This is a genomic window from Janthinobacterium sp. CG3 (assembly GCF_000344615.1).
Taxonomy (GTDB): Bacteria; Pseudomonadota; Gammaproteobacteria; order Burkholderiales; family Burkholderiaceae_D; genus Janthinobacterium.
The window spans coordinates 4581727-4602935 of sequence record NZ_KB467824.1 but is presented as its reverse complement, the minus strand read 5'-3'; the positions used below and the strand labels follow the sequence as shown (position 1 = coordinate 4602935).

19 protein-coding genes are annotated in these 21209 nt (G+C 64.8%); 6 read left to right on the top strand and 13 right to left on the bottom strand.

Going from position 1 to position 21209, the window contains the following annotated elements; all coding sequences use genetic code 11:
- The first annotated feature begins 33 nt into the window (after nucleotides 1-33).
- Entirely contained in the window at nucleotides 34-546 is a 513-nt protein-coding gene (locus tag JANGC3_RS0120480; RefSeq protein WP_026133261.1) for a hypothetical protein, read from the top strand.
- A gap of 69 nt (nucleotides 547-615) precedes the next feature.
- Here the strand turns inward: JANGC3_RS0120480 and JANGC3_RS0120475 are convergent, their stop codons facing one another.
- From JANGC3_RS0120475 to JANGC3_RS0120445, 7 genes are all read right to left on the bottom strand, one after another.
- On the bottom strand, nucleotides 616-888 hold the full coding sequence (locus JANGC3_RS0120475) for a DUF4404 family protein (protein WP_017878362.1): 273 nt from the start codon (nucleotides 886-888) through the stop codon (nucleotides 616-618).
- 11 nt (nucleotides 889-899) lie between these two features.
- Nucleotides 900-1112, bottom strand: coding sequence for a VF530 family DNA-binding protein (locus JANGC3_RS0120470; RefSeq protein WP_017878361.1), 213 nt, complete (start codon nucleotides 1110-1112; stop codon nucleotides 900-902).
- Nucleotides 1113-1291: 179 nt separating this feature from the next.
- On the bottom strand, nucleotides 1292-3427 hold the full coding sequence (locus tag JANGC3_RS0120465) for a M3 family metallopeptidase (RefSeq protein WP_232429739.1): 2136 nt from the start codon (nucleotides 3425-3427) through the stop codon (nucleotides 1292-1294).
- Nucleotides 3428-3764: 337 nt separating this feature from the next.
- Nucleotides 3765-3956, bottom strand: coding sequence for a hypothetical protein (locus JANGC3_RS29710; RefSeq protein WP_232429738.1), 192 nt, complete (start codon nucleotides 3954-3956; stop codon nucleotides 3765-3767).
- A gap of 30 nt (nucleotides 3957-3986) precedes the next feature.
- Nucleotides 3987-4589 carry a nucleotidyltransferase domain-containing protein gene (locus JANGC3_RS0120455; RefSeq protein WP_017878358.1) on the bottom strand — a complete coding sequence of 201 codons (603 nt, stop codon included), beginning with the start codon at nucleotides 4587-4589 and terminating at the stop codon, nucleotides 3987-3989.
- 188 nt (nucleotides 4590-4777) lie between these two features.
- Nucleotides 4778-5278, bottom strand: coding sequence for a thioredoxin family protein (locus JANGC3_RS0120450; protein WP_017878357.1), 501 nt, complete (start codon nucleotides 5276-5278; stop codon nucleotides 4778-4780).
- A 14-nt stretch (nucleotides 5279-5292) separates the two neighbouring features.
- Nucleotides 5293-6000: a cytochrome c biogenesis CcdA family protein gene (locus JANGC3_RS0120445; RefSeq protein WP_017878356.1), complete on the bottom strand. Its 708-nt coding sequence runs from the start codon at nucleotides 5998-6000 to the stop codon at nucleotides 5293-5295.
- 391 nt (nucleotides 6001-6391) lie between these two features.
- On the opposite strand from JANGC3_RS0120445, the gene JANGC3_RS0120440 reads away from it, so the two are divergent.
- Together JANGC3_RS0120440 and JANGC3_RS0120435 are read left to right on the top strand one after the other, a co-directional pair.
- Nucleotides 6392-6733, top strand: coding sequence for a proline racemase family protein (locus JANGC3_RS0120440; protein ID WP_017878355.1), 342 nt, complete (start codon nucleotides 6392-6394; stop codon nucleotides 6731-6733).
- Nucleotides 6734-6742: 9 nt separating this feature from the next.
- Nucleotides 6743-7657 carry a delta(1)-pyrroline-2-carboxylate reductase family protein gene (locus JANGC3_RS0120435; protein WP_017878354.1) on the top strand — a complete coding sequence of 305 codons (915 nt, stop codon included), beginning with the start codon at nucleotides 6743-6745 and terminating at the stop codon, nucleotides 7655-7657.
- A gap of 29 nt (nucleotides 7658-7686) precedes the next feature.
- Here JANGC3_RS0120435 and JANGC3_RS0120430 read toward each other — a convergent pair whose 3' ends face one another.
- A complete protein-coding gene (locus JANGC3_RS0120430; RefSeq protein WP_017878353.1) occupies nucleotides 7687-7890 on the bottom strand; it encodes a SlyX family protein in 204 nt (67 codons plus the stop codon).
- 228 nt (nucleotides 7891-8118) lie between these two features.
- On the bottom strand, nucleotides 8119-10179 hold the full coding sequence (locus JANGC3_RS0120420) for a UvrD-helicase domain-containing protein (protein WP_017878351.1): 2061 nt from the start codon (nucleotides 10177-10179) through the stop codon (nucleotides 8119-8121).
- 249 nt (nucleotides 10180-10428) lie between these two features.
- Here JANGC3_RS0120420 and JANGC3_RS0120415 point away from each other — a divergent pair, with 249 nt between their 5' ends.
- Complete coding sequence (locus JANGC3_RS0120415) at nucleotides 10429-10911, top strand: SRPBCC family protein (RefSeq protein ID WP_017878350.1); 483 nt, start codon at nucleotides 10429-10431, stop codon at nucleotides 10909-10911.
- A 56-nt stretch (nucleotides 10912-10967) separates the two neighbouring features.
- Here JANGC3_RS0120415 and JANGC3_RS0120410 read toward each other — a convergent pair whose 3' ends face one another.
- Nucleotides 10968-12095 carry an HD-GYP domain-containing protein gene (locus tag JANGC3_RS0120410; RefSeq protein WP_081611922.1) on the bottom strand — a complete coding sequence of 376 codons (1128 nt, stop codon included), beginning with the start codon at nucleotides 12093-12095 and terminating at the stop codon, nucleotides 10968-10970.
- Nucleotides 12096-12254: 159 nt separating this feature from the next.
- The gene (locus JANGC3_RS0120405) at nucleotides 12255-13694 is read right to left on the bottom strand and encodes a dihydrolipoyl dehydrogenase (protein WP_026133258.1); all 1440 of its coding nucleotides are present in this window, start codon (nucleotides 13692-13694) and stop codon (nucleotides 12255-12257) included.
- Nucleotides 13695-13833: 139 nt separating this feature from the next.
- Between JANGC3_RS0120405 and JANGC3_RS0120400 the strand changes: the two genes are divergently transcribed.
- The gene (locus tag JANGC3_RS0120400) at nucleotides 13834-14733 is read left to right on the top strand and encodes an ArgP/LysG family DNA-binding transcriptional regulator (protein ID WP_026133257.1); all 900 of its coding nucleotides are present in this window, start codon (nucleotides 13834-13836) and stop codon (nucleotides 14731-14733) included.
- A 79-nt stretch (nucleotides 14734-14812) separates the two neighbouring features.
- On the opposite strand, the gene JANGC3_RS0120395 is transcribed toward JANGC3_RS0120400, so the two are convergent.
- Both JANGC3_RS0120395 and hemE read right to left on the bottom strand, forming a co-directional pair.
- Nucleotides 14813-16834 (bottom strand): primosomal protein N', encoded by a 2022-nt coding sequence (locus tag JANGC3_RS0120395; protein WP_017878346.1) that lies wholly within the window; start codon nucleotides 16832-16834, stop codon nucleotides 14813-14815.
- A 981-nt stretch (nucleotides 16835-17815) separates the two neighbouring features.
- Entirely contained in the window at nucleotides 17816-18898 is a 1083-nt protein-coding gene (gene hemE, locus JANGC3_RS0120390; RefSeq protein ID WP_026133256.1) for a uroporphyrinogen decarboxylase, read from the bottom strand.
- A gap of 326 nt (nucleotides 18899-19224) precedes the next feature.
- Between hemE and JANGC3_RS0120385 the strand changes: the two genes are divergently transcribed.
- Nucleotides 19225-21171, top strand: coding sequence for a S9 family peptidase (locus JANGC3_RS0120385; protein ID WP_026133255.1), 1947 nt, complete (start codon nucleotides 19225-19227; stop codon nucleotides 21169-21171).
- The last annotated feature ends 38 nt before the right edge of the window (nucleotides 21172-21209 follow it).

Below are 21209 nucleotides of genomic sequence, written 5' to 3'. Positions count from 1 at the left end.
CGAATGCAGGGCCACCTTTACCGGGAGATCACCATGCGACGCAGACTCTACTTTATGTTACCCAGCGTGGCCAGCGGCCGCGCCATGCTCGACGAATTGCTGCTGGCGCGCATCGAGGAGCGCCATATGCACTTCCTGGCGCGCGAAGGCACCTTGCTGCCCGACATGCCCGACTTGAACGCGCTGCAAAAGACCGACCTGGTACACGGCGCGCAACTGGGCATGCTCATCGGCGGCGTGGCCGGGCTGGGCGCCGGCATCTTCCTGGCGCTGTTCCCGCCCGACGGGCTGACCCTGCGCACGGTGGCGATCTTGATCGCGGCGCTGGGCGGCGCCATCTTCGGCGCGTGGGCCTCGGGCATGAACGCGGCGGCGGTGCCGAACTCGCGCCTGGCGCGCTTTAGCGCGCCGATCGCCGCCGGCCAGGTATTGCTGATCGTCGACGTGCCGGTGCGGCGCGTGAAGGAAATCGAGGAAATGATCGAAAGACGCCATCCCGAAATCAGTTTCGGCGGCGAGGAACCGCCGATGCTGGCGTTCCCGTAGTGGCTGTCGTAGCGCTAGAGCTAGCGCTAGCGATGGCGGGGCCGGCGGCCCCGCCGCTATGCTGGCGGCTTAGATGCCCATGCTGGACAGGATATTGCCCAGCTCGCGCAAAGCCGGCTCCAGTTGCGGATGCTTGACCGCGAACTTGGCCGAGATTTCCTGCGTCCGTTCGGCCAGGCCGTAGGTGGTGCTGTCCTCCGCGTCGGCGACGCGCTTGTCGAGCAATTGCTTGATGTCGCCGTCCAGCTGCAACAGCAATTCCTGCAACTCTTCATCGACGGGACCGGTGACCGCCAATTTCGCGTGCAGGTTTTTTAACGATGCCTTCAGATTGGTGTCCATGCTTTTTCCAGTCAATTGGTAAACTGCGTGCCGAGGTAGAGCTGTTCCACCTTCGCCCTGGCCCACGGCGTCTTACGTAAAAATTTCAGGCTCGACTTGACGCTCGGGTCACTGATAAAGCAGTTGATGTCGATCCGCTTGGCCAGCTCGGCCCAGCCGTAATGCGCCTGCAGCCGCGTTACGATCGCTTCCAATGTCACGCCGTTCAAATCTTGCTCGTTCATAGTTCCATCTTACTCATATTTATTGATAACGCCCATACCGCTGAAGTACTAGTTTGCCAAAAATCCATCGCCGCGCGACATGTCGCGGCGGCGCCGAGTTGCCGCCGCCCCGCTTTAAAACACCGGCGCAGAGCCGGGGTCGGACCCTGAGGGTTTGACCCCGGACTCACGCCTCCGGTTTACTTGCCGGCCAAACCACGGCGCTCCAACAAGGCGTCGACCTTGGCGTCGCGGCCGCGGAAGTTGCGGAACAACTGCAGCGCGTCATTGGTGCCGCCGCGCGCCAGCAGCTTCTGGCGGAACCAGTCGCCGTTCTTGCGCTGCAGGCCGCCGTTTTCCTTGAACCAATTCACCGATTCCGCGTCCAGCTTCTCGCTCCACAGGTAAGCATAATACGCGGCCGAGTAGCCGCCCGAGAAACTGTGCGAGAAATAGGTGGTGCGGTAGCGCGGCGGCACCGGCGCGAAATCGACGCCGGCCTCCTTCAGCGCCGCCGCCTCGAACGCCAGCACATCGCTCGGCACTTGCGCCGGCGTCAACTGGTGCCAGCGCTGGTCGACCAGCGACGCGGCCAGATACTCGGTGGTCATGAAGCCCTGGTTGAACTTCTTCGCGCCCGTCACCTTGTCCAGCAACTCCTTCGGCATCGGCGCGCCGGTCTGGTAGTGCTTGCCGTAGTTTTGCAGCACTTCCGGCCACAGCGCCCACATTTCGTTGACCTGCGACGGATACTCGACAAAGTCGCTCGGCACGCTGGTGCCGGCGAAGCGCGGATAGGTCACGTCCGAAAACATGCCGTGCAGCGCGTGGCCGAACTCGTGGAACAGCGTGTTGACCTCGTCGAAGGTCATCAGCGTCGCCTCGCCGGCCGGCGGCTTGGGAATGTTCAAGTGGTTGCCCACCACCGGCAGGTTGCCCAGCAGCTTGGACTGCGACACGTACTCGTTCATCCAGGCGCCGCCGCGCTTGTTGCTGCGCGCGTAAAAGTCGGCGATGAACAGCGCCAGCGGCTTGCCATTGACGTCGATGACGTCGTACACGCGCACGTCCGGGTCGTAGACCGGCAAATCCTTGCGCTCCTTGAAAGTGATGCCGTATAGCTTGGTGGCGGCGAAGAAGACGCCGTTGTTCAGCACGCTGTTCAACTCGAAATACGGCTTCAATTGGTTTTCGTCGAAATTGAAGCGGGCGGCGCGCAACTTGTCGGTGTAAAACGCCCAATCGGCCGCGCCGACCTGGAAACCGCCCTTTTCGGCGTCGACGATGGCTTGCAAATCGGCCGCCTCGCGGCGCGCGTTGGCGGCGGCCGGCTTGGCCAGATCCGCCAACAAGGTGTTGACGGCCAGCGTGGTCTTGGCGGTCTGGTCTTCCAGCGCGTAGGCCGCGTAGTTCGGATAACCGAGCAGGGCCGCGCGTTCAGCGCGCAGCTTGGCCAGCTTGGTGACGATGGCGCGGTTGTCGAACTCGCCGCCGCGGCTGCCGCGCGCCATCGACGCCTCCAGCAGGCGCTGGCGCACCGCGCGGTTGCTCAGCACCGCCAGCGGCGCCTGGCCGGTGGTGTTGGTCAACGCGATGACGAACTTGCCGTCCAGGCCGCGCGCCTTGGCGGCGGCGGCGGCGGTGTCGATATCGCTGGCGGTCATGCCGTCGAGCTCGGCGCGGGTGTCGACCACCAGCCCCAGCGCATTGGTTTCCTTCAACACGTTCTGGCTGAAGGCGGTCGCCAGCGCGGCCAGCTCGCCGTTGTAGACCTTGAGTTTTTCCTTGTCGGCGGCGGACAGCTTGGCGCCGGCGCGCACGAAATCGGTGTGGTAGCGTTCCAGCACGCGCTTCGCCTCGGCGTTCAGGCCCAGCTTGTCGCGCTTGGCGTACAAGCTGTTAACGCGCTGGTACAGCTTGGCGTTGAGCAAAATGCTGTCGCTGTGGGCGGCCAGCTTCGGCGACAGGTCGCGCTCGACGCCTTCCAGCGCCTCGTTGGTGTTGGCGCCGGACATGTTCTCGAACACCGGGCGGACCTGGTTCAATAGCTGGCCGCTGCGTTCGAGCGCGACGATGGTGTTGTCGAAGGTGGCCGGCTTGGGGTTGTTGGCGATTGCCTCGACTTCGGCCAACTGGCGCCGCATGCCCTCGGCGAACGCCGGCGCGTAGTGCTCGTTGGTGATCTGGTCGAACTGCGGCATGTGGAAGGGCAGCGGGCTGGCCTTGAAGAAGGGGTTGGCGGCTTCGATCATGGCGGCGGGGGCCGCTGGCGCGGCGTGGGCAACATGGGCCAGCAACATACTGGCGGCAAGGACGAGCATTTGAGGACGGACCATAGCATCTTTCATGGGGACTACAACAAAGGTCGCGATAGTGTCGAACTATGGCGGGCTAAGCGCCAAATCATAGCAGCACGACACCATTGCGTCACCAGCAACGATGGAAATGGACGCGGCGATCACCTGCAATGCCTGCCCAGCGGATCGCAGGCTAAGGCGAAGCATTGGAAAAGCAGCAGCCCCCAAACCATTCCCACTCCCAAACCCGTCCAGTGCGCCACCAAGCTAGGGTCTGGATTACCGGAATCTGGGGCAGCAATCTACATCAGTACAGTGGCCACTATTTATTGCACAGTCCGCCCCATAGTCCGGCCGGATTCGTCCAATGTCTCTTCTAGCAAGCGCCGTCCAGCGCCTGCGCCGCCGCGATCAGCGCCGCGGCATGGTCGATTAACTCCAGCACGAAGCCCTCGGTGACGTCGAGGTCGCCCTCGTATTCAGCCAGGTTGCGCTTTTTGTGAGCTTGGTCGAGCAGCAGCCAACGCGCCGGCGCCCAGCCCAGCGTGTGCTCCAAACACTGGAACACCAGGTAGCGATTGTCGCTGCGCGCGCCAGGTTAGCCAGCGCCGCCGAGCCGCTTGATGTCATGTTCGCTTCCTTTGATGAACATTTTTGGCTGTTCTAACACGCGGAGCATGAAGGACTTGCCATCGCGTACCCGCTGCGCGAACTCCTCGGGAGAATACAAGGTCGGGTTCACCACGCGCCCCAATTGGGCGTGGGCCGGCAGCAGCGTGTCGAGCAGCTGCGCGTTCGACGACGGTACGCCGACCACCATCAGGTCGACGTCGCTACCGGCGTGTTCGCCACCTTTGGCCAACGAGCCGTAGACGAAGGCCAGCTCGATTTGCGGCCACAGCGGCTGCAGCGCAGCCCGCAGCACGTCGGCCACGCCGAAGGTCTTCACGACAATGGCGCGCAGCTCGGCGAAGATGGGCGCTTCGTGGTTGGCCTGGTAATGCTTCTGGTTACCTATCCGGCGCACCGTCACCAAGGCGGCCCGCTCCAGCCGGGCCAATTCGCGCTGCACCGCGCCGGACCCGCAGTTGGCGAGCTGGATGATTTCGTTGGCGTAGAAGGAACGCTGTGCCTGGCCGAACAACACCGCCAGCACCCGCTGCTGCGTTTTCGTGAATAGCGCGTCTGTATAAATACCCATAATGGGTATGTTAATACCCATTATGGGTATTGTCAAACACCAGGCTAGATGACGACGAACAGCCGGCAAAATCCGGGGCGCCGGCCGGTGAAACACAACGGAAAAACCGATTAGGCGTCAACACGACCAAAAATGTGGCAGGTTGAAGTCGTATGACCATTCTGTTGCACCTCAATCCTCAGCCGGCATCAGCCTGGCTGCGCCAGCAGGCGGCGGATGGCCGCTTCGGTTTCCCCGTACTGGCCCTCGCCGAAGTGCGAATAGACGATCTTGCCGCCCTTGTCGATCAAGTAGGTCGCCGGCCAGTAGCGGTTGTTGTAGACGCCCCATGTGGCGTAGCGGTTGTCCTGCGCCACCGGATATTGGATGTCGAAGCGTTTCAGCGCGGCCGTGACGTTGGCGGTGGAGCGCTCGTGCGGATATTCCGGCGTGTGCACGCCGACCACCACCAGGCCCTGGTCCTTGTACTTGGCGTGCCAACTTTTCACGTGCGGCAGCGTGCGGATGCAGTTGATGCAGGTATAAGTCCAAAAATCAACCAGCACCACCTTGCCGCGCAGTTGCTGCATGGTCAAAGGGGCCGAGTTGAGCCAGGTGTCGATGCCGGTAAATTCCGGCGCCGCCACCGGGGCGGCGGCTTGGGCGGCAACGGCGCCGGCCAGCGCGGCCGTGGTCAGCAGGGTTTTCATCAGGGATGAGCATGTCAAAGTCCTTTCAGGGTCGACGATACGTCGGCGAGCCAGGCGTATGCCAGCACGTCGTATTGGAAATAGATGGCACAGGCGCTTAGCAGCACCAGCAGGCCGAAGAACTGTTGCAGCCGCCCGGTGTGGCGCGCCAGTTGGCGCACCCGGCCGCGCATAAACTGGCCGCCGTAGGCGATGACCAGCATCGGAATGCCGGCGCCTACCGCGTACAGCAACAGCAGCAGGGCCGACCAGCTGACGTCCTGCGCCCGCGCCACCAACGCCAGGATCGAGGCCAGCACCGGGCCGGCGCAGGGCGTCCATACCGCGCCCAGCGACATGCCCAGCAGGAAGCCGCCGGCCTTGCCCGGCCCGGCGTTGCCGCCGCCGGCGCCCAAGCGCTGCAAGGGGCCGTCCACGCGCGCCATCAGCCAACGGTACGGCCGCGGCCACAGTTGGAACAGGCCGGACAGGGCCAGCATGGCGATGCCGACGTTGCGCAGCGCCTCGTGGGCCAGTTCGATACGGCTGGACACCACGCCCAGCAGCATGCCCAGCGCCGCGAACGTCAGCACGAAGCCGGCCACGATGAACAGCGGGCGCACGCGGCTCGATTGCGCCACCGCCGTGCCGAGCAGTATCGGCAGTATCGGCAGTACGCAGGGCGAGGCGATGGTGAAGACGCCGGCCAGCAGGGCCAGCGGCGCTTCGATCAGGTTGTGCATGGTGGAACTCCGTGAATGCGTTGGGATGGGAGTATTGGAACCGGCCAGCGTATCTGCCGTGTGTCTCCCTGCCGCCCCAGTGCAATGTTTTGTATCAGGCCCGCGGGCGGATACACGGTGATACAAAGCGCGCGCCAACTTCGGCTATAACGCAGGCATTGCCAAGCAAGGCGTCCCGTATGTTGAAGCACTTGTTCGGCGTTTTGTTCATCGTGTATCAGTAGTGTGTCAGCCGCAGCCAACGCGCATTCGCCGTGGACGAGCATGTCTAGGCGGCTCCGCCTCGTCATTGGAGCGACGCCCGTAGACGTACAATACGAGCAGATATTTGAACGATGTTCAACTTCCCGCATTCTCTCCACCACTGCGACCGATTGCTTAAAAGACGGCCATGCTCAGCTATACACGGACCATCCACACCATCGACGCGCACACCGGCGGCGAGCCCCTGCGCATTCTCGTCTCCGGCATGCCGCCGGTGCCGGGCGCGACCATTCTCGACAAGCGCGCCTGGCTGAAGGCAAACCGCGACGACCTACGCCAATTCCTGATGACCTTCGTCAACGGCAGTATCGTCGGCAGCAGTGTCGAGGTGCGCGTCACCGACACGCTGCAAGTCGGCGCCATCGACGCCGCAATCACCGAAGTGAGCGGCCACGCCCACATCGCCGGCTTCAACCAGTGGGTGCTGGAAGATTCCGATCCCTTCCCCACCGGCTTCTTCCTACGTTAGGCGCATTCCATGCAACTATTCGATCCCACTCAAACGGCGGCCGCGCTGCCCTATTCCAGACTGGTCCCGGCGCTGGCCCGGGCGGCGCAAGAACTGGCCGCCAGGGCCATCCTGGCGCCGGAACGGCTGGTCGTTCCCGTCGACGCCGCCAGCGTGCTGTTGTGCATGCCCGCCGTCGCCGCCGACATCAGCGTGACCAAGCTTGTGACGGTACACCCTGACAACGCCCGCCACGCGCTGCCGGTGATCCAGGGCGAGGTCGTAGTGTTCGACACCGCGACCGGGCGCCGGCTGGCCCTGCTGGACGGGCCGACCGTGACGGCGCGCCGCACCGCCGCGATGACGCTGCTCGGCATCGCCACCCTTGCCCCGTGCAGACCGGCGTCCGTGCTCATCATCGGCACCGGCGCCCAAGCCGCGGCGCACGTCGACGCGCTGGTACAGTTCTTCGGCGTGGCGCGCTTTTGCGTCGCCGGTACCAGCGCGGCCGGCGCGCAGGCGTTTTGCCAGGCTTTGCGCGGGCGCCACGCCGGCGTCGAGGCCATTGCGCTGGAGGCCGCCTCGCTGCGGCACGAGCTGCCGGAAACGGACGTCGTGATTGCGCTGACGACATCGAAGACGCCGGTGATTCCAGTCGATATTGGCGCGCATACGCTGGCGGTCGGCGTCGGCGCATTCAAGCCCGACATGGCGGAGTTTCCGCCGGAACTGCTGCGGCGCCGGCAAATCGTGGTCGACGACCTCGCCGGCGCACGGCACGAGGCCGGCGATTTGATCCAGGCCAAGGTCGACTGGAACGGCGTCGTCGAACTGGCGGCGCTGCTGTCCGGCCAGCGCCCGCGTCCGGCGCTTGTGCCGGTTTTCAAGACCGTGGGACAGGCGGCGTGGGACTTGGCCGCCGCCCGGGTGGCGCTCGGCGGATAGGCCCGCCCGGCGGCCGGTTACCGCGGTGATTAATAGTGCGGCGGCTTGTCGTTGACGGGGTTCGCGCCGCCGTCGGAATTGTCGCGGATGCGCTGGGCCAGCGCGCCGCACATCGCCTCCAACTTGTCCATGCGTTTTTGCTGTTCGTAGACCAGCTGGTTCAGCGATTCGACCATGTCTTCCTGGTGCGCCAGCTTGATTTCAATGTCGATAAAACGGTCTTCGTTACCCACGGCGTGCTCCTGGCGATAAAGCAGGCATTTTAACGCTACGCGGTCGCGGTAGCTTGCCAATTATGCTGGAAGCAGCCCTCCGCCGGCCTCTGCGCCAGCGCTATTCCAGATAAACGCCGCCGCAGACGATGATGTCGTCGAGCGCTTGGCAATACATGGCTTTCTTGCCGATCATCTTGGCGTTCGCGCCGTGGCACGGTGCTTGCCGGACGGACGGCATGACGTGCGCTACACTTTCGGCGCGGCCAACAGCGCCTTCATGCGCGCCAGGCGCTCCTTCGGCGAAATGGTCTCGGCCTCGGTCGGCACGGCGTCGCCGACGTCGAGCTGCATTTCCTTGATGAAGCGCGAGACGTCGCAATGGACCTGCTCGCCGGCGCGCTTGCGCTTTTTGCACCAGGTGATGCGCAGCGTGCGCTGGGCCCGCGTGATGCCGACGTACATCAGGCGCCGCTCTTCCTCGATGCGCGCGCCCATGCTCTCGGCCGGCGCGTCCGGGTCGCCCTTGTGCGGCAGGATGCCCTCTTCGACGCCAACCAGGAAGACGTGCGGAAACTCCAGCCCCTTCGAGGCGTGCAGCGTCGACATGCGCACCGCGTCGGGCTCCTCGTCCTGGCCCTCCAACATGGTCATCAGCGCCACCATCTGCGTCAGTTCCAGCAGGTTTTTCTCCGGCCCGGACTTGTCCTTGCCGCCGCAGCCGCGCTCCTTGAGCCACATCGTGAAGTCGAGCACGTTCTGCCAGCGGCTTTGCGCCTGGCGGTCGTCGAAGCAGTCGTACAGATACGATTCGTAGTTGATTTCCTTCATCATGTCGTCGAGCACGGCGGCGGCGTTCTCGCCGCTGCCGGACGGGCCGGGGCGGCTGGCGCGCGACTCAAGCTGGTTGATGAAGGTGCAGAACTGGCGCAGCGGCAGCAACTGGCGGTCCGGCAACAACGCTTCCAGGCCGCCCTTGAAGGACGCCTCGAACAGCGAGCAATTCCATTGCTTGGAAAACGCCCCCAACACTTCCAGCGTCGACATGCCGACCCCGCGCTTGGGCGTGGTGACGGCGCGGATGAAGGCCGGGTCGTCGTTTTCATTGGCCAGCAGGCGCAGGTAGCTGATGATGTCCTTGATTTCGGCTTTGTCGAAGAAGCTCTGGCCGCCGGAAATCGTGTACGGGATGCGCTCCTTGCGCAGGCATTGCTCGATCACGCGGGCCTGGTGGTTGCCGCGGTACAAAATCGCATAGTCGGAATACTTGTTCTTGCGCTCGAAACGGTCGGCCGAGATCATGATGGCGACCTGCTCGGCCTCCTGGTCGTCGTTCTGCATGCCCAACACCTTGATCGGCTCGCCCAGACCGTGCTCCGACCACAGCGATTTTTCAAACAGCTTCGGGTTGTTGCCGATGACGGCGTTGGCGGCGTTCAAGATACGCATGGTCGAGCGGTAATTCTGCTCCAACTTGATGACGCGCAGGTCGGGGAAATCGACCTCCAGCGTCTTCAGGTTTTCCACGGTGGCGCCGCGCCAGGCGTAGATGGCCTGGTCGTCGTCGCCCACGGCGGTAAACATCGGTTTTTTGCCGATGCCGGTGACCATCAGCTTGACCAGCTCGTACTGGCAGGTATTGGTGTCCTGGTATTCGTCGACCAGCAGGTAGCGCAGGCGCCGCTGCCAGCGGTCGAGCACCGCGTCGTTGTTGCGGAACAATTCCACCGGCAGACGGATCAGGTCGTCGAAATCCACCGCCTGGTAGGCCGACAGCGTCGCCACGTAGCTGCGGTAGATGCGCGCCGACTGGGCCTCGTCCTCGTCCTTGGCCTGGTGCAGCGCGGTGTCCGGGTCGATCAAGCCGTTTTTCCACAGCGACATGTCGTTCTGTATGCGCCGGATCAACTGCTTGTCGGTGGTAATCGCCAAGTCCTGCACCAGCGCAAAGCAATCGTCGCTGTCCATGATCGAAAAACGGTCCTTCAGGCCGACCCCGTTGGCCTCCTGGCGCAGGATTTTGACGCCCAGCGAGTGGAAGGTCGACACCGTCAGCTGCTTGGCCTGGCGCGGTTGCTTGAGCAGCTTGGCGATGCGCTCCTGCATCTCCAGCGCGGCCTTGTTGGTGAAGGTCAGCGCGGCGATCGAGCGCGGATCGTAGCCGCGGTCCTCGATCAGATGGGCGATCTTCTGCGTGATCACGCGCGTCTTGCCCGAGCCGGCGCCGGCCAGCACCAGACAGGGGCCGTCGAGGTAGGTCACGGCTTCGCTTTGCGGAACGTTCAGGCCGAACTGGGGTGCTGTGGACATCGGGAGGGGTTTTCGGGGACGGAGGACGACGCCCCATTGTATCAGCAGCAAAACCGCGCGCGCCAAGCTGGAGCTAGGTCAAGCGGCACCCGGCCGCCATTGATAAAATCGACGTTGGGCGGATATCCTCTACATTGAGCATGCCATTGAACATGCAAATTGAGCGCTTTGCTAACGGCCCGGCGCGCCGGTGCGTTACCATTGTCCCCGACGGGCGCTGCGCGCTTCCACTTATTTGACGGCAATCCAATGAAATTTGAACACCTGATCGAGATTAACGACCCCATGAACCCGCTGATCGACACCCTCAGCGACCAGCAATTGTGGCGCGGCCTGGTGCTGCGCGCCGAGTCGCCCAAGCTGTTCGTGCCGCATTTGGACGAGTGCGAGATCAGCGCGCGCGACGACAGCGGCTTCAAGCGCAGCCTGCGCTACGGCGAGTTGGTCATCCAGGACCGCGTGCAGCTGTCGCCGCCGCACCAGGTGCGCTACGAGGTGGCGCCGCAGAAGGACATCAGCGCGTCGAGCCTGGTGATGACGATCGAGGCGCCGACCGCCGACACGCTGTGGGTGCGCTTCCAATACGACGACGGCCAGGACGAGGCGACCGACTCGGCCAACGCGATGTACAACGATTTCCGCCGCTCGGCCTACCAGGAGTCCGATATCGACACCATCCGCATCTTGCGCGAGCTGGCCGAGCAGGGCCGCCTGGACGGGCTGCTGAACTAGGCGAAGTGAGCGAGCGCCGCTGCGGAGCATGTCGGATTACGCTGCGCTCATCCGACCTACACGCTGGCCGAGCGCCCCCACAACTGGTCGAGCCGGAAACTGAGCGCCGCCTGGTCGCCGCCCAGCACCTCGCGAATCGCATGGCGGTCGATCTTGGTGTCGCGCCGCAGCGGCACGTCGAGCTTGCCGCCCCAGGGGTTGATCAGCGACAGCACGTGCGGCGTGGTTGAATTGAGCCCCTTGCGCGTGACGATGCCGATCTCGCCGCTGAGCAGCTTGACGAAGGTGCCGATCGGATAGATGCCGAGTTCGCGCAGCAGCACCGACGCCAGTTGCGCGTCCACCGTTTCCTTCCCCTCCAGCAAAATGTCGCGTAGCGCCGCGTTCGGCAGCATGGCCTTGCGGTAGCTGCGCGCCGACACCCGGGCGCAGTAGCGGTCGGCCAGCATGACGATCTTGGCGGCGACGCCGATCTGCGCCGAGGTCTTGCCGTGCGGGTAGCCGGTGCCGTCCTCGTTCTCGTGGTGCTGTAGCACGCAGGCGAGCCAGTCCTCGTCGTCGACGCCGGCCGCCCGCAGCAGCGCGACGCCGGCCTGCGGATGCCCGCGCAGATAGGCCAGGTCGGCCCCGGCCAGCGGCGCCGCGGTGTGCTGGAAGCGCTCGTGGTGTTGCAGCATGCCCACGTTCATCGTCAGCGCGGCCAGGGCCACGCTCGCCACCCGCTCCGGCGGCATTTTCAGCGCGCGCGCCATGACCATCGCCACCACGGCGGTGTCGACGCTGTGGCGCGTCGCGTACTCGCCGACGTCCTGGTTGAGCAGGATGCAGGCCAGCGCGACGTCCTGGTCGACATCGATGGCATCGGCGATCAAGGCGACGACATCGTCGAGCTTCTCGCGCACAGTGGCCTGGCCGTTGAGGATATCGACGAGCGCCACGTGCAACTGCGCGCGCGCCAGGTTGAGCATGCGCAAGGTCGACGGCGGCTCCTGGCAAGTGCTTGGGACGGACCCGTCGTCGACCTCGATGAAGCCGCGTTCGAGCAATAAATCCATTTGCGTGTCGCTGGCCACCACATGGCCCCGCTTCACCAGCAAACCGCCGCTTTCACCGTGCACGTCCCATTGCAGCGGCTGCCCTACCGCGAGCTCGCTGGTGGTAATGCGTCGTATTTGTAGTGTCATCTCTGGTCCCGGCCCCGCCTGCGCTCGTGGCTGCGCTTATTTTTAAGATACGCCGCGGGGCAAGGTGTGCAATGTTTAATGATACTTACCCACAATCAATATTGTGTCGTCTCCAGATGATCGTCGAAAGCGGGGCCGGCGTCTACCCGCCCGTGTGTTTTACGCGCCGGGCGTGCAATCCTGACACAATTGCTCGGCGCCATCCTTGGACAAATGGCTGGCCAGCTCGCGCAGCGCGGTGCGCACGCCCTCCTCCACCACCGGATGGTAAAACGGCATGTCGAGCATGGCCGCCACGGTCAGCCCGGCCTGGCAAGCCCAGGCCAGCAAATGGCCGATGTGCTCGGCGCGCGGACCGACCATCTCGGCGCCGAGGAAGCGGCCGCTGCCGAATTCGCCGTAGACCCGCAGCATGCCGCGGTTTTGCAACATGACGCGGCTGCGGCCCTGGTTCTCGAACGACACAGCGCCAACCGCGAATTTGCCGGCGTGGCTGTCGCACAAGTCCCTGTGGCGCGCGCCGACGCTGGCGATCTGCGGTTCGCAGAAGGCCACCGTCAGCGGCGTGCGGCGCAGGCCGGGCCGCACTTGCGGGTAGCGGGCGGCGTTGTCGCCGGCGATACGGCCCTGGTCGGCCGCCTCCGGCAAGATCGGCAGCTCGTCGTCGGCGTCGCCGGCGATGAAAATGGCGCTGTCGCCGCATTGCATGGTGCCGCCGTCATACAGCGGCACGCCGCGTTCGTCGAGCGCCAGCCCGGTCAATTCCAGGCCGAGCCGGCCGACGTTCGGGCTGCGGCCGATTGCCGCCAGCACATAGTCGAAACGCTCGCTGCGCTGCTTGCCGGCGCTGTCGACGCTGCTTACCAGCGCCGCCGCGCCATCGGCGGCGACGCCGGTGACGCGGGTTTGAAAGCGCAGGTCGAGCTCCTCCGACAGGGTGCGCGCGGCCGTTTGCAGCACCAGCGGATCGCTCAACTGGGCCACGCTGGAACCGCGCGCGAACAGCGTTACGCGCACGCCGAGACGGTGCAGCGCCTGGCCCAGCTCCAAGCCGATGACGCCGCTGCCGACCACCGCCACCGATGCCGGCAAATCGGTCCAGTCAAACACATCGTCGCTGATAATCACCCTATCGCCGGCCTTTTCCCATTCCGGCGGCACGCTCGCGGTGGAACCGGTGGCGATCACCACGCTGCCGGCCTCGACCACGGTATGCTGGTCCACCTGCAGGCGGCGCGCGTCCAGGAAGCGGGCGTAGCCGCCAATTTTATCCTCGGCCGGAATGCCGTCTATGCTCTCCAGCACGAAGCCGACAAAGCGGTCGCGTTCGCTGCGCACGCGCGCCATCACCGCCGCGCCGTCGATCCGCGCCGGGCCGGCATGGACGCCGAAGGCCGGCGCGGCGGCCACGGCGTGGGCCGCCTCGGCCGCGGCGATCAGCAACTTGCTGGGCATGCAGCCGACCCGCGCGCAGGTGGTGCCGTAAGGGCCGCCCTCGATCATGACGACGCGTTTGCCGTGGGCGCGCGCGGCCCGGTACGCCGTCATGCCAGCCGTTCCGCCGCCTATCACGGCGACATCCACTTGTATGGTCTTCATTGCATTTCCTTGTGTCAAGCCGCGTCGTAGCGCCGGTTTCCCCCGATGAATATTACTCTTTTGCGTTACATTACGTTTTACTTCCCGGCAACGATGTATTAGCATGGCTAATCATTAATAAATTTTATAAGCGCAGCTTATGCCACAGTTAGATTATCGGGCGCTCGCCGTATTGGAAGCGGTCGCCGGCCACGGCAGTTTCGAGAAGGCCGCGTTGGCCCTGGGCATCACGCAGTCGGCGGTATCGCAGCGCATCAAGGCGCTGGAAGACGCCAGCGGGCGGCTGTTGATCGTACGCGGCCAGCCGGCCGTACCGACCGGACTGGGCCAGCGCCTGATCGTGCACCACCGCAACGTGAAATTGATGGAGGCGGCGCTCGACATCGACCTGGGCAACAGCGTCAGCATGCCGGAAATCACCCTAGCGCTCGACGCCGACAGCCTGGCGACGTGGTTCCAGGACAGCCTGCCGGCGCTGCTGTCGCCGCCGCGCTGCCAGCTCGACGTGCGCCTGGCCGACAGCGACAGCGCGCTGCGGCTGGTGCGCGAAGGCAGCGTGTTCGGTTGCATCGCGGGCGCGCCCGAAGTGTCGGCCGACAACGCCGCCGGCACCAGCGTGACCGCGCTGGGCCTGATGCGCTACGTCTGCGTGGCCACGCCGATGTTTGCCGGACACTGGTTCGGCGACGGCTTTTCGGCCGAGGCGGCGCAACTGGCGCCGGCCGCCGTCAGCGACCGCCGTCTGCTGGCGCGCTTCCTGCATCAGGAACTCGACATGCGCGGCCAGTTTCCGCACCACACCGTGCCGGTGTCGGCGGCGCTGAGCGACTGCATCCTCGGCAGCATGGCCTACGGCTTGATACCGCAGAAGCAGGCCAACGCCGCGCTGGCCAGCGAGCGCCTGGTGGATTTGCGACCGGGGCGCACGCTGGACGTGCCGCTGAGCTGGCACGCGTGGACGCTGGACGCGCCGTTCACCAAATTACTGTCGGAACAAATCATCGGCAGCGCGCGGCGCTACCTGGTACAGCCGGGGTAAAGTGACGTTCAGTTAGCCTGTCGCCAACGTTGTCGGGTTACGCCGTCCCGGCTCACCCGACCTACGACATCGCGCTAACTTAAATATCGAGGGGGTCCACTTCCAGCGACCACTTGACGCGGCTTTTCATGTCGCGCAGCGCCGCCAGCCATTCTTTCAGGAACGCTTGCAACGCCGGCCGCGAGGCGGACTCCACCAGCAACTGCGCGCGGTCGACGTTGTAGACCCGCGTCATGCTCATCGGTATCGGATCGTTGATCGTAATGGCCGGGTGCGCGACGCAGCCCTGCGCCAGCTTCAAAAACGCGATCGCGGTGTCCAGCTCGGGCGCCTCGGCCCGCAGCAGCGCCTGGAACAGATAAGGCGGCAGCGCCGCCTGGGCGCGCTCCTCCAGCAGCGACGTGGCGAAATGGTCGTAGTCGTGGTTGACCACGGCGTCGTACAGCGGATGGCGCGCGTAGCGGGTCTGGATCAGCACCTCGCTCACGCTGCCGCCCTCAGTCTGCGCGGCGCGCCCGGCCCGGCCCGCCACCTGCATCAATTGCGCGAACAGCCGCTCGCTGGCGCGGTAGTCCTGCGAAAACAGCGCCGTGTCCGGGTTCAAGATGCCGACCAGCGTCAGCTTCTTAAAGTCATGCCCCTTGGCCACCATCTGCGTGCCGATCAGAATGTCGACCTCGCCCCGGTGCACCGTATCGAAGGCTTCCTGCGCGCTGCCCTTCTTGCGCGTCGAGTCGGCGTCGATGCGCAGGATGCGCGCCTCGGGGAACAGCAACTGCAAGCCCTCCTCGACGCGCTGGGTGCCGCGCCCCAGCGGCTGCAGGTCGACGTTGCCGCAGGTGGGGCAATGGCGCGGAATGCGCAGCTCCAGGCTGCAATGGTGGCAGCGCAGGCGGTGCTCCGGCTTGTGCAACACCATGAACGAGGTGCAGCGCGTGCAATTGCTGATCCAGCCGCACGATTCGCAGCAAATCACCGGCGAATAACCGCGCCGGTTGAGGAACAGCAAGGACTGCTCGCCGCGCTCCATGCGCAGCTTCAACGCCGCCACCAGGTGCGAGGTCAGGCCGTCCTTGGGGCGGTCGCGCTCCATGTCGAGCAATTTAACCCGCGGCAACACCGCGTTCTTGACGGCGCGCTCGCGCAGCTCCAGCTTGCGGTAGCGGCCCGACTGGGCGTGGTGCCAGCTTTCCAGCGACGGCGTGGCCGAGCCCAGCACGATTGGAATGCCGAGTTGCCAGGCGCGCCACACGGCCAGGTCGCGCGCCGAGTAGCGCAAGCCCTCCTGCTGTTTGTAGGACGGGTCGTGTTCCTCGTCGATAACGATCAGCTTCAGGTTCGGCAGCGACGCCAGGATCGCCAAGCGCGTGCCGAGGACGATGCGGGCCTTGCCCTGGTGCGCGGCCAACCAGTGCAGCATGCGTTCGCCCTCCGACAGGCTGCTGTGCAAGGTCGCCAGCATCACGCCGGGGAAGCGGGCGCGGATATTGCCCTCCAGCTGGGGCGTCAAATTGATTTCCGGCACCAGAATCAGGATCTGCGCGTCGGCCTCGCGCGCCAGCACCTGGGCGCAGGCTTGCAGATACACCTCGGTCTTGCCGCTGCCGGTGACGCCGTACAGCAAGGTCGGCTGGAAACCGCTGGCGCCGCCGATGGCGTCGGCCGCCAACTGCTGCGCCCCGTTCAAGCGCGGCATGTCGAGCGGCGTGCCGTCGTGCTCGCTGGTGTCCTTGGCCAGCTTCTTGATGGCGCGGTCGAGCGCGACGGTGGTCAAGACGCGCAAATTCTTCGGCAGGCCCGGCAACGCCACCTCGCCCAAGGGGCGCTGATAATAATCGGCGGCAAAGCCGGCCAGCGCCAGCCATTGCGGCGACAGCGGCGACAACTGCGAGCGCACCGCCAGCGCGTCCTTCAGCTTCGCCTCCGGCACCTCGGTGGCGCCGGACACCCCGACGATCAGACCCATCACCTCGCGCCGGCCGAACGGCACCAGCGCCAGTTGCCCCACCTGCGGCCACGCGTCCGCCTCGCACGGCCAGCGATAGTCGAAACAAGCGTTTAGCGGGGTGTCGAGCGCGATTTTAAGAATGCACTGCGCCATCTATGCTACCAATCTGAAAAAGGGCGCGGCAAAGCGCGCGCCGGGGCTGCTTGAATTATCCATGCAGCTTATCCGCCGCGCGGGCGGGCTGGACCAGCGCAGCCATCATACTGCGACTGCTGCTAAAACACCCGCGAACACCCGGCTCTGGCGGCCGGCGGCGCCGCGATTGTAGCAGCAAGGAAATGAAGGTTTTCCTGTTCCGCGTCAACCCCGCCACGCCGGCGCGGGCACCGCCGCCGCCGGCCCGACGGACGCGCCGCGGCGCCGCCCGGCAGCGTTGGCGCCTGTGGATAACTTTGTGGACAAAGCGAAATTGACGCAAGGAAACCATCGTTTGATAACTCAGCTAGAGACGCCGCGGGCCCGAATTGACGAAAAATAAGCGAATAAAATCAACTACTTACAAATCACCTCGTAGGAGACAAGCAATGTCGTGATTTTTCTTGCTCTCTGTGCATAAGTGAGGTATTAGCGGCCATTTTCATACCGGAATCGCATCGATAATGACGCCCGGCAACGCCGGACCGGCGTATGCGCGGCCCCCTGTTATCCACAGAAAGCTTGCGCTCGCGCAAATCAGCGGGCACGACGGCAAAATTGCCACAAAAATATACTTTAGCGCCGCAAGCTCGCGTCGAACCTGCGCTTTTCAGCTAAGTCGCGGTAAACAAAGTACTTTTCATTTTTATCCACAGAATCTGTTGATAACTTTGTGGACAATGAAGTTGTTATCTCCCCGGCATGGGGAACAACCTTGCCGAATACCAAAATAAGAAGCCAAGACGGGTAAATTAAACGCTTACAAATCAACGACTTGGCGCTACGCGCCGGGCGGGTGATTTGGGCTGCCTGTTATTTCCGCAGTAAAAAAAATTGTGCATAAGTCGGTTTTTCTGTATCGCCGCGGAAGGAAAAAAGGGCACGTTTCACAGCGAAACGTGCCCTTTTTCCGGCGCCGGGCGGCGCCGTCCGGCGACATCAGGCGGCGCGCATGGCCCGGCTCTGGCTGTGCACCGCTTCGACCATCGCCGCGACCGACTCCGGCGGCGTGAACTGGGAAATGCCGTGGCCCAGGTTGAACACGTGGCCGTTGCCCTGCGCCGGCGCGCCGAAGGCGGTCAACACCTTCGCCACCTCGGCGCGAATCTGATCCGGGCTGGCGAACAGGATGGCCGGGTCCAGATTCCCCTGCAAGCCAACCTTGTGGCCGACCAGGGCGCGCGCGCGCGCCAGGTTGACGGTCCAGTCCAGGCCGACCGCGTCGGCGCCGATATCGGCGATCTGCTCGATCCACTGGCCGCCGCCCTTGGTGAAGACGATGGCGGGGATTTTCACGCCGTCCTTGTCGCGCTTCAACTGGGCCATCACCTGCTGCATATAGCTGAGCGAGAACTCTTGGTAGGCGCCATCGGCCAGCGCGCCGCCCCAGGAGTCGAAAATCATCACGGCCTGGGCGCCGGCGTCGATCTGGGCGTTCAAATACTGCGCCACCGCGGTCGCGTTGGTCTGCAAAATGTGGTGCATCAAATCGGGCCGGTTGTACAGCATCTTCTTAATGGTGTGGAACTCCTTCGAACCGCCGCCCTCCACCATATAGCAAGCCAGCGTCCACGGGCTGCCGGAAAAACCGATCAGCGGCACCCGCCCGTTGAGCTCGCTGCGAATCTGCGTGACCGCGTTGAACACATAATCAAGCGAGCCCAGATCGGGGGCGCGCAAGGCCATCACGTCCTGCTCGGTGCGCAGCGGACGCTCGAACTTCGGCCCCTCGCCATCGACGAAATACAGGCCCAGGCCCATCGCGTCCGGCACCGTCAAAATGTCCGAGAACAGAATCGCCGCGTCGAGCGGAAAACGGTCGAGCGGCTGCAGCGTCACCTCGGTGGCGTAATCGGGATTCTTCGCCAGGCCCAGGAAAGAGCCGGCGCGCTCGCGCGTGGCGCGGTATTCCGGCAAATAGCGCCCGGCTTGCCGCATCAACCACACGGGCGTGTATTCGGTAGGCTGGCGCAGCAAAGCGCGCAAGAAAGTATCATTCTGAAGCGGAGCGAATTGTGGCATGGAAGGCGATCAATAGCTTGGAGAAAGACGCTATTATCGCACCCAATCGCCGCGGATTCATCATCCGAAATGCCTACGCCCAACAGCCGCGCCAACACAACAACCCTGGGGGGCAGGTCTCAACATGGCGGCTTACTTGCCCATCGAACACAAGAACCTTGCCGAGCGCGAACAAAAACGTTAAATCGAGACCCGACCCCGGGGTTGTTGCGTGCCGCCCGGGAGTTGCTTATAAGTTTGTCTGGATGATTCGCCACGCTTTCATTATGATTAACGCCCCGCCGCCTTCGCGCGCCACGCTGTTTTTTCCTTTTTCGGGAGTTCGTATGACGTCTGCCTCTTCCAGCATTACCGCCCCTTTCGGCGTGTGGCCTTCGCCGATCAGCGCCGCGCTGGTGGCCGCCGGCGCGGCGCCGTTGTCGCAGTTGGCACTGGGCGGGGCCGACGGCGGCGATATTTTCTGGCTGGCCGGCCGCGCCACCGAGGCCGGCCGCAATACGCTGCTGCGCCAGCGCTGCGCCAGCGTCGACGAGTTGACGCCGGCGCCGTGGAATGTGCGCAGCCGCGTTCACGAGTACGGCGGCGGCGCCTACGCGGTGGACGGCGCTACCGTGTATTTCTCGCATTTCGCCGATAACCGCGTGTATGTCCAGCGCGACGGCGCCGATCCGCTTGCGCTGACCCGAGCCGGCACCCAGCGCCACGCCGATTTCGTCGTCGACCGGCAGCGCCAGCGCTTGATCGGCGTGCGCGAGCTGCACCCGGCCGAGGGCCACGCCCATCCAGTCAATTCGATTTGCGCGATCGCCGCGGACGGCGCCGAAACCGTGCTGGCCCAGGGCCACGATTTCTTCGCCGCGCCGCGCCTGTCGCCGGACGGTGGTTTTCTAGCCTGGTTGAGCTGGGACCATCCGCGCATGCCGTGGCAGGGCACCGAGTTGTGGCTGGCCGAGGTCGGCGCCGACGGCGCGCTGTCGACGCCGCGCTTGATCGCCGGCGGCGCGCGCGAATCGGTGTGCCAGCCGGAATGGTCGCCCGACGGCTTGCTGCATTTCGTCTCCGACAGCAGCGGCTGGTGGAATCTGTACCGCTTGCGCGGCGCCGACGTCGAGGCGCTGTGCCCGATGCAGGCCGAGTTCGCCTGCCCGCACTGGACCTTCGGCGTCGCCATGTACGGTTTCCGCTCGGCCGGCGAGATCGTCTGCACGTATATCGAGAACGGCGTCAGCCGCCTGGGCCGCCTGCGGGCCGGCGGCGCCAAGCTGGAAACGATAGCCAATCCCTACCAGGAGATCCGCGAGCTGCGCGTCGGCCCCGGCTTCGTCGCCCTGCTGGGCGGCGGCCCGACCATTCCGCTGGAGCTGGCGCGCATCGACTTCGCCAACGGCGAACTGGAGGTGCTGGCCCGCTCGATCGCCGAGCCGCCCGCCGGCGCCTACCTGTCGGTGCCCGAGAGCGTGGTCTATCCAAGCAGCGGCGGGCGCCAGGCGCACGCCTTCTTCTACCCGCCGCGCAACGACGACTATGCCGGCGGGCCGGGCACCAAGCCGCCGCTGATCGTCATCATCCACGGCGGCCCGACCAGTATGGCGAGCAACACGCTGAAGCTGGCGACGCAGTTCTGGACCAGCCGCGGCTTCGGCGTGCTCGACGTCAACTACGGCGGCAGCAGCGGCTTCGGCCGCGCCTACCGCGACGCCCTGCAGGGTGAATGGGGCGTCGTCGACGTCGACGACTGCGTCGCCGGCGCGCGCTATCTGGTCGAACGCGGCCTGGTCGACCCGGAGCGCCTGATCATCCGCGGCGGCAGCGCCGGCGGCTACACCACCCTGTGCGCGCTGACCTTCCACGACGTGTTCAAGGCCGGCGCCAGCTATTACGGCGTGTCCGACCTGAAGGGGCTGGACCAGGATTCGCACAAGTTCGAGTCGCATTACAATGAGTACCTGATCGCGCCGGCGCCGCGGGCCGAGGCGCTCTACCTGGAGCGCTCGCCGATCCACCATACCGACCGCCTGAAGCGGCCGATGATTTTCTTCCAGGGCCTGGACGACAAGGTGGTGCCGCCGCAGCAGTCGGTGTTGATGGTCGAGGCGCTCAAGGCGCGCGGCGTGCCGGTCGCCTACGTCGAGATCGAGGGCGAGGGCCACGGCTTCCGCAAGGCCGAGAACATCGTGCGCACGCTGGAGGCGGAGTTGTATTTCTACCTGCGCGTGTTCGGCTTGGACGCGCCCGGCGCCGCCGCCGCGGTGCGGATCCACAACCTGCCCTGACGCCCAATACCGACGCGACCACATTGAAGCACAACAGA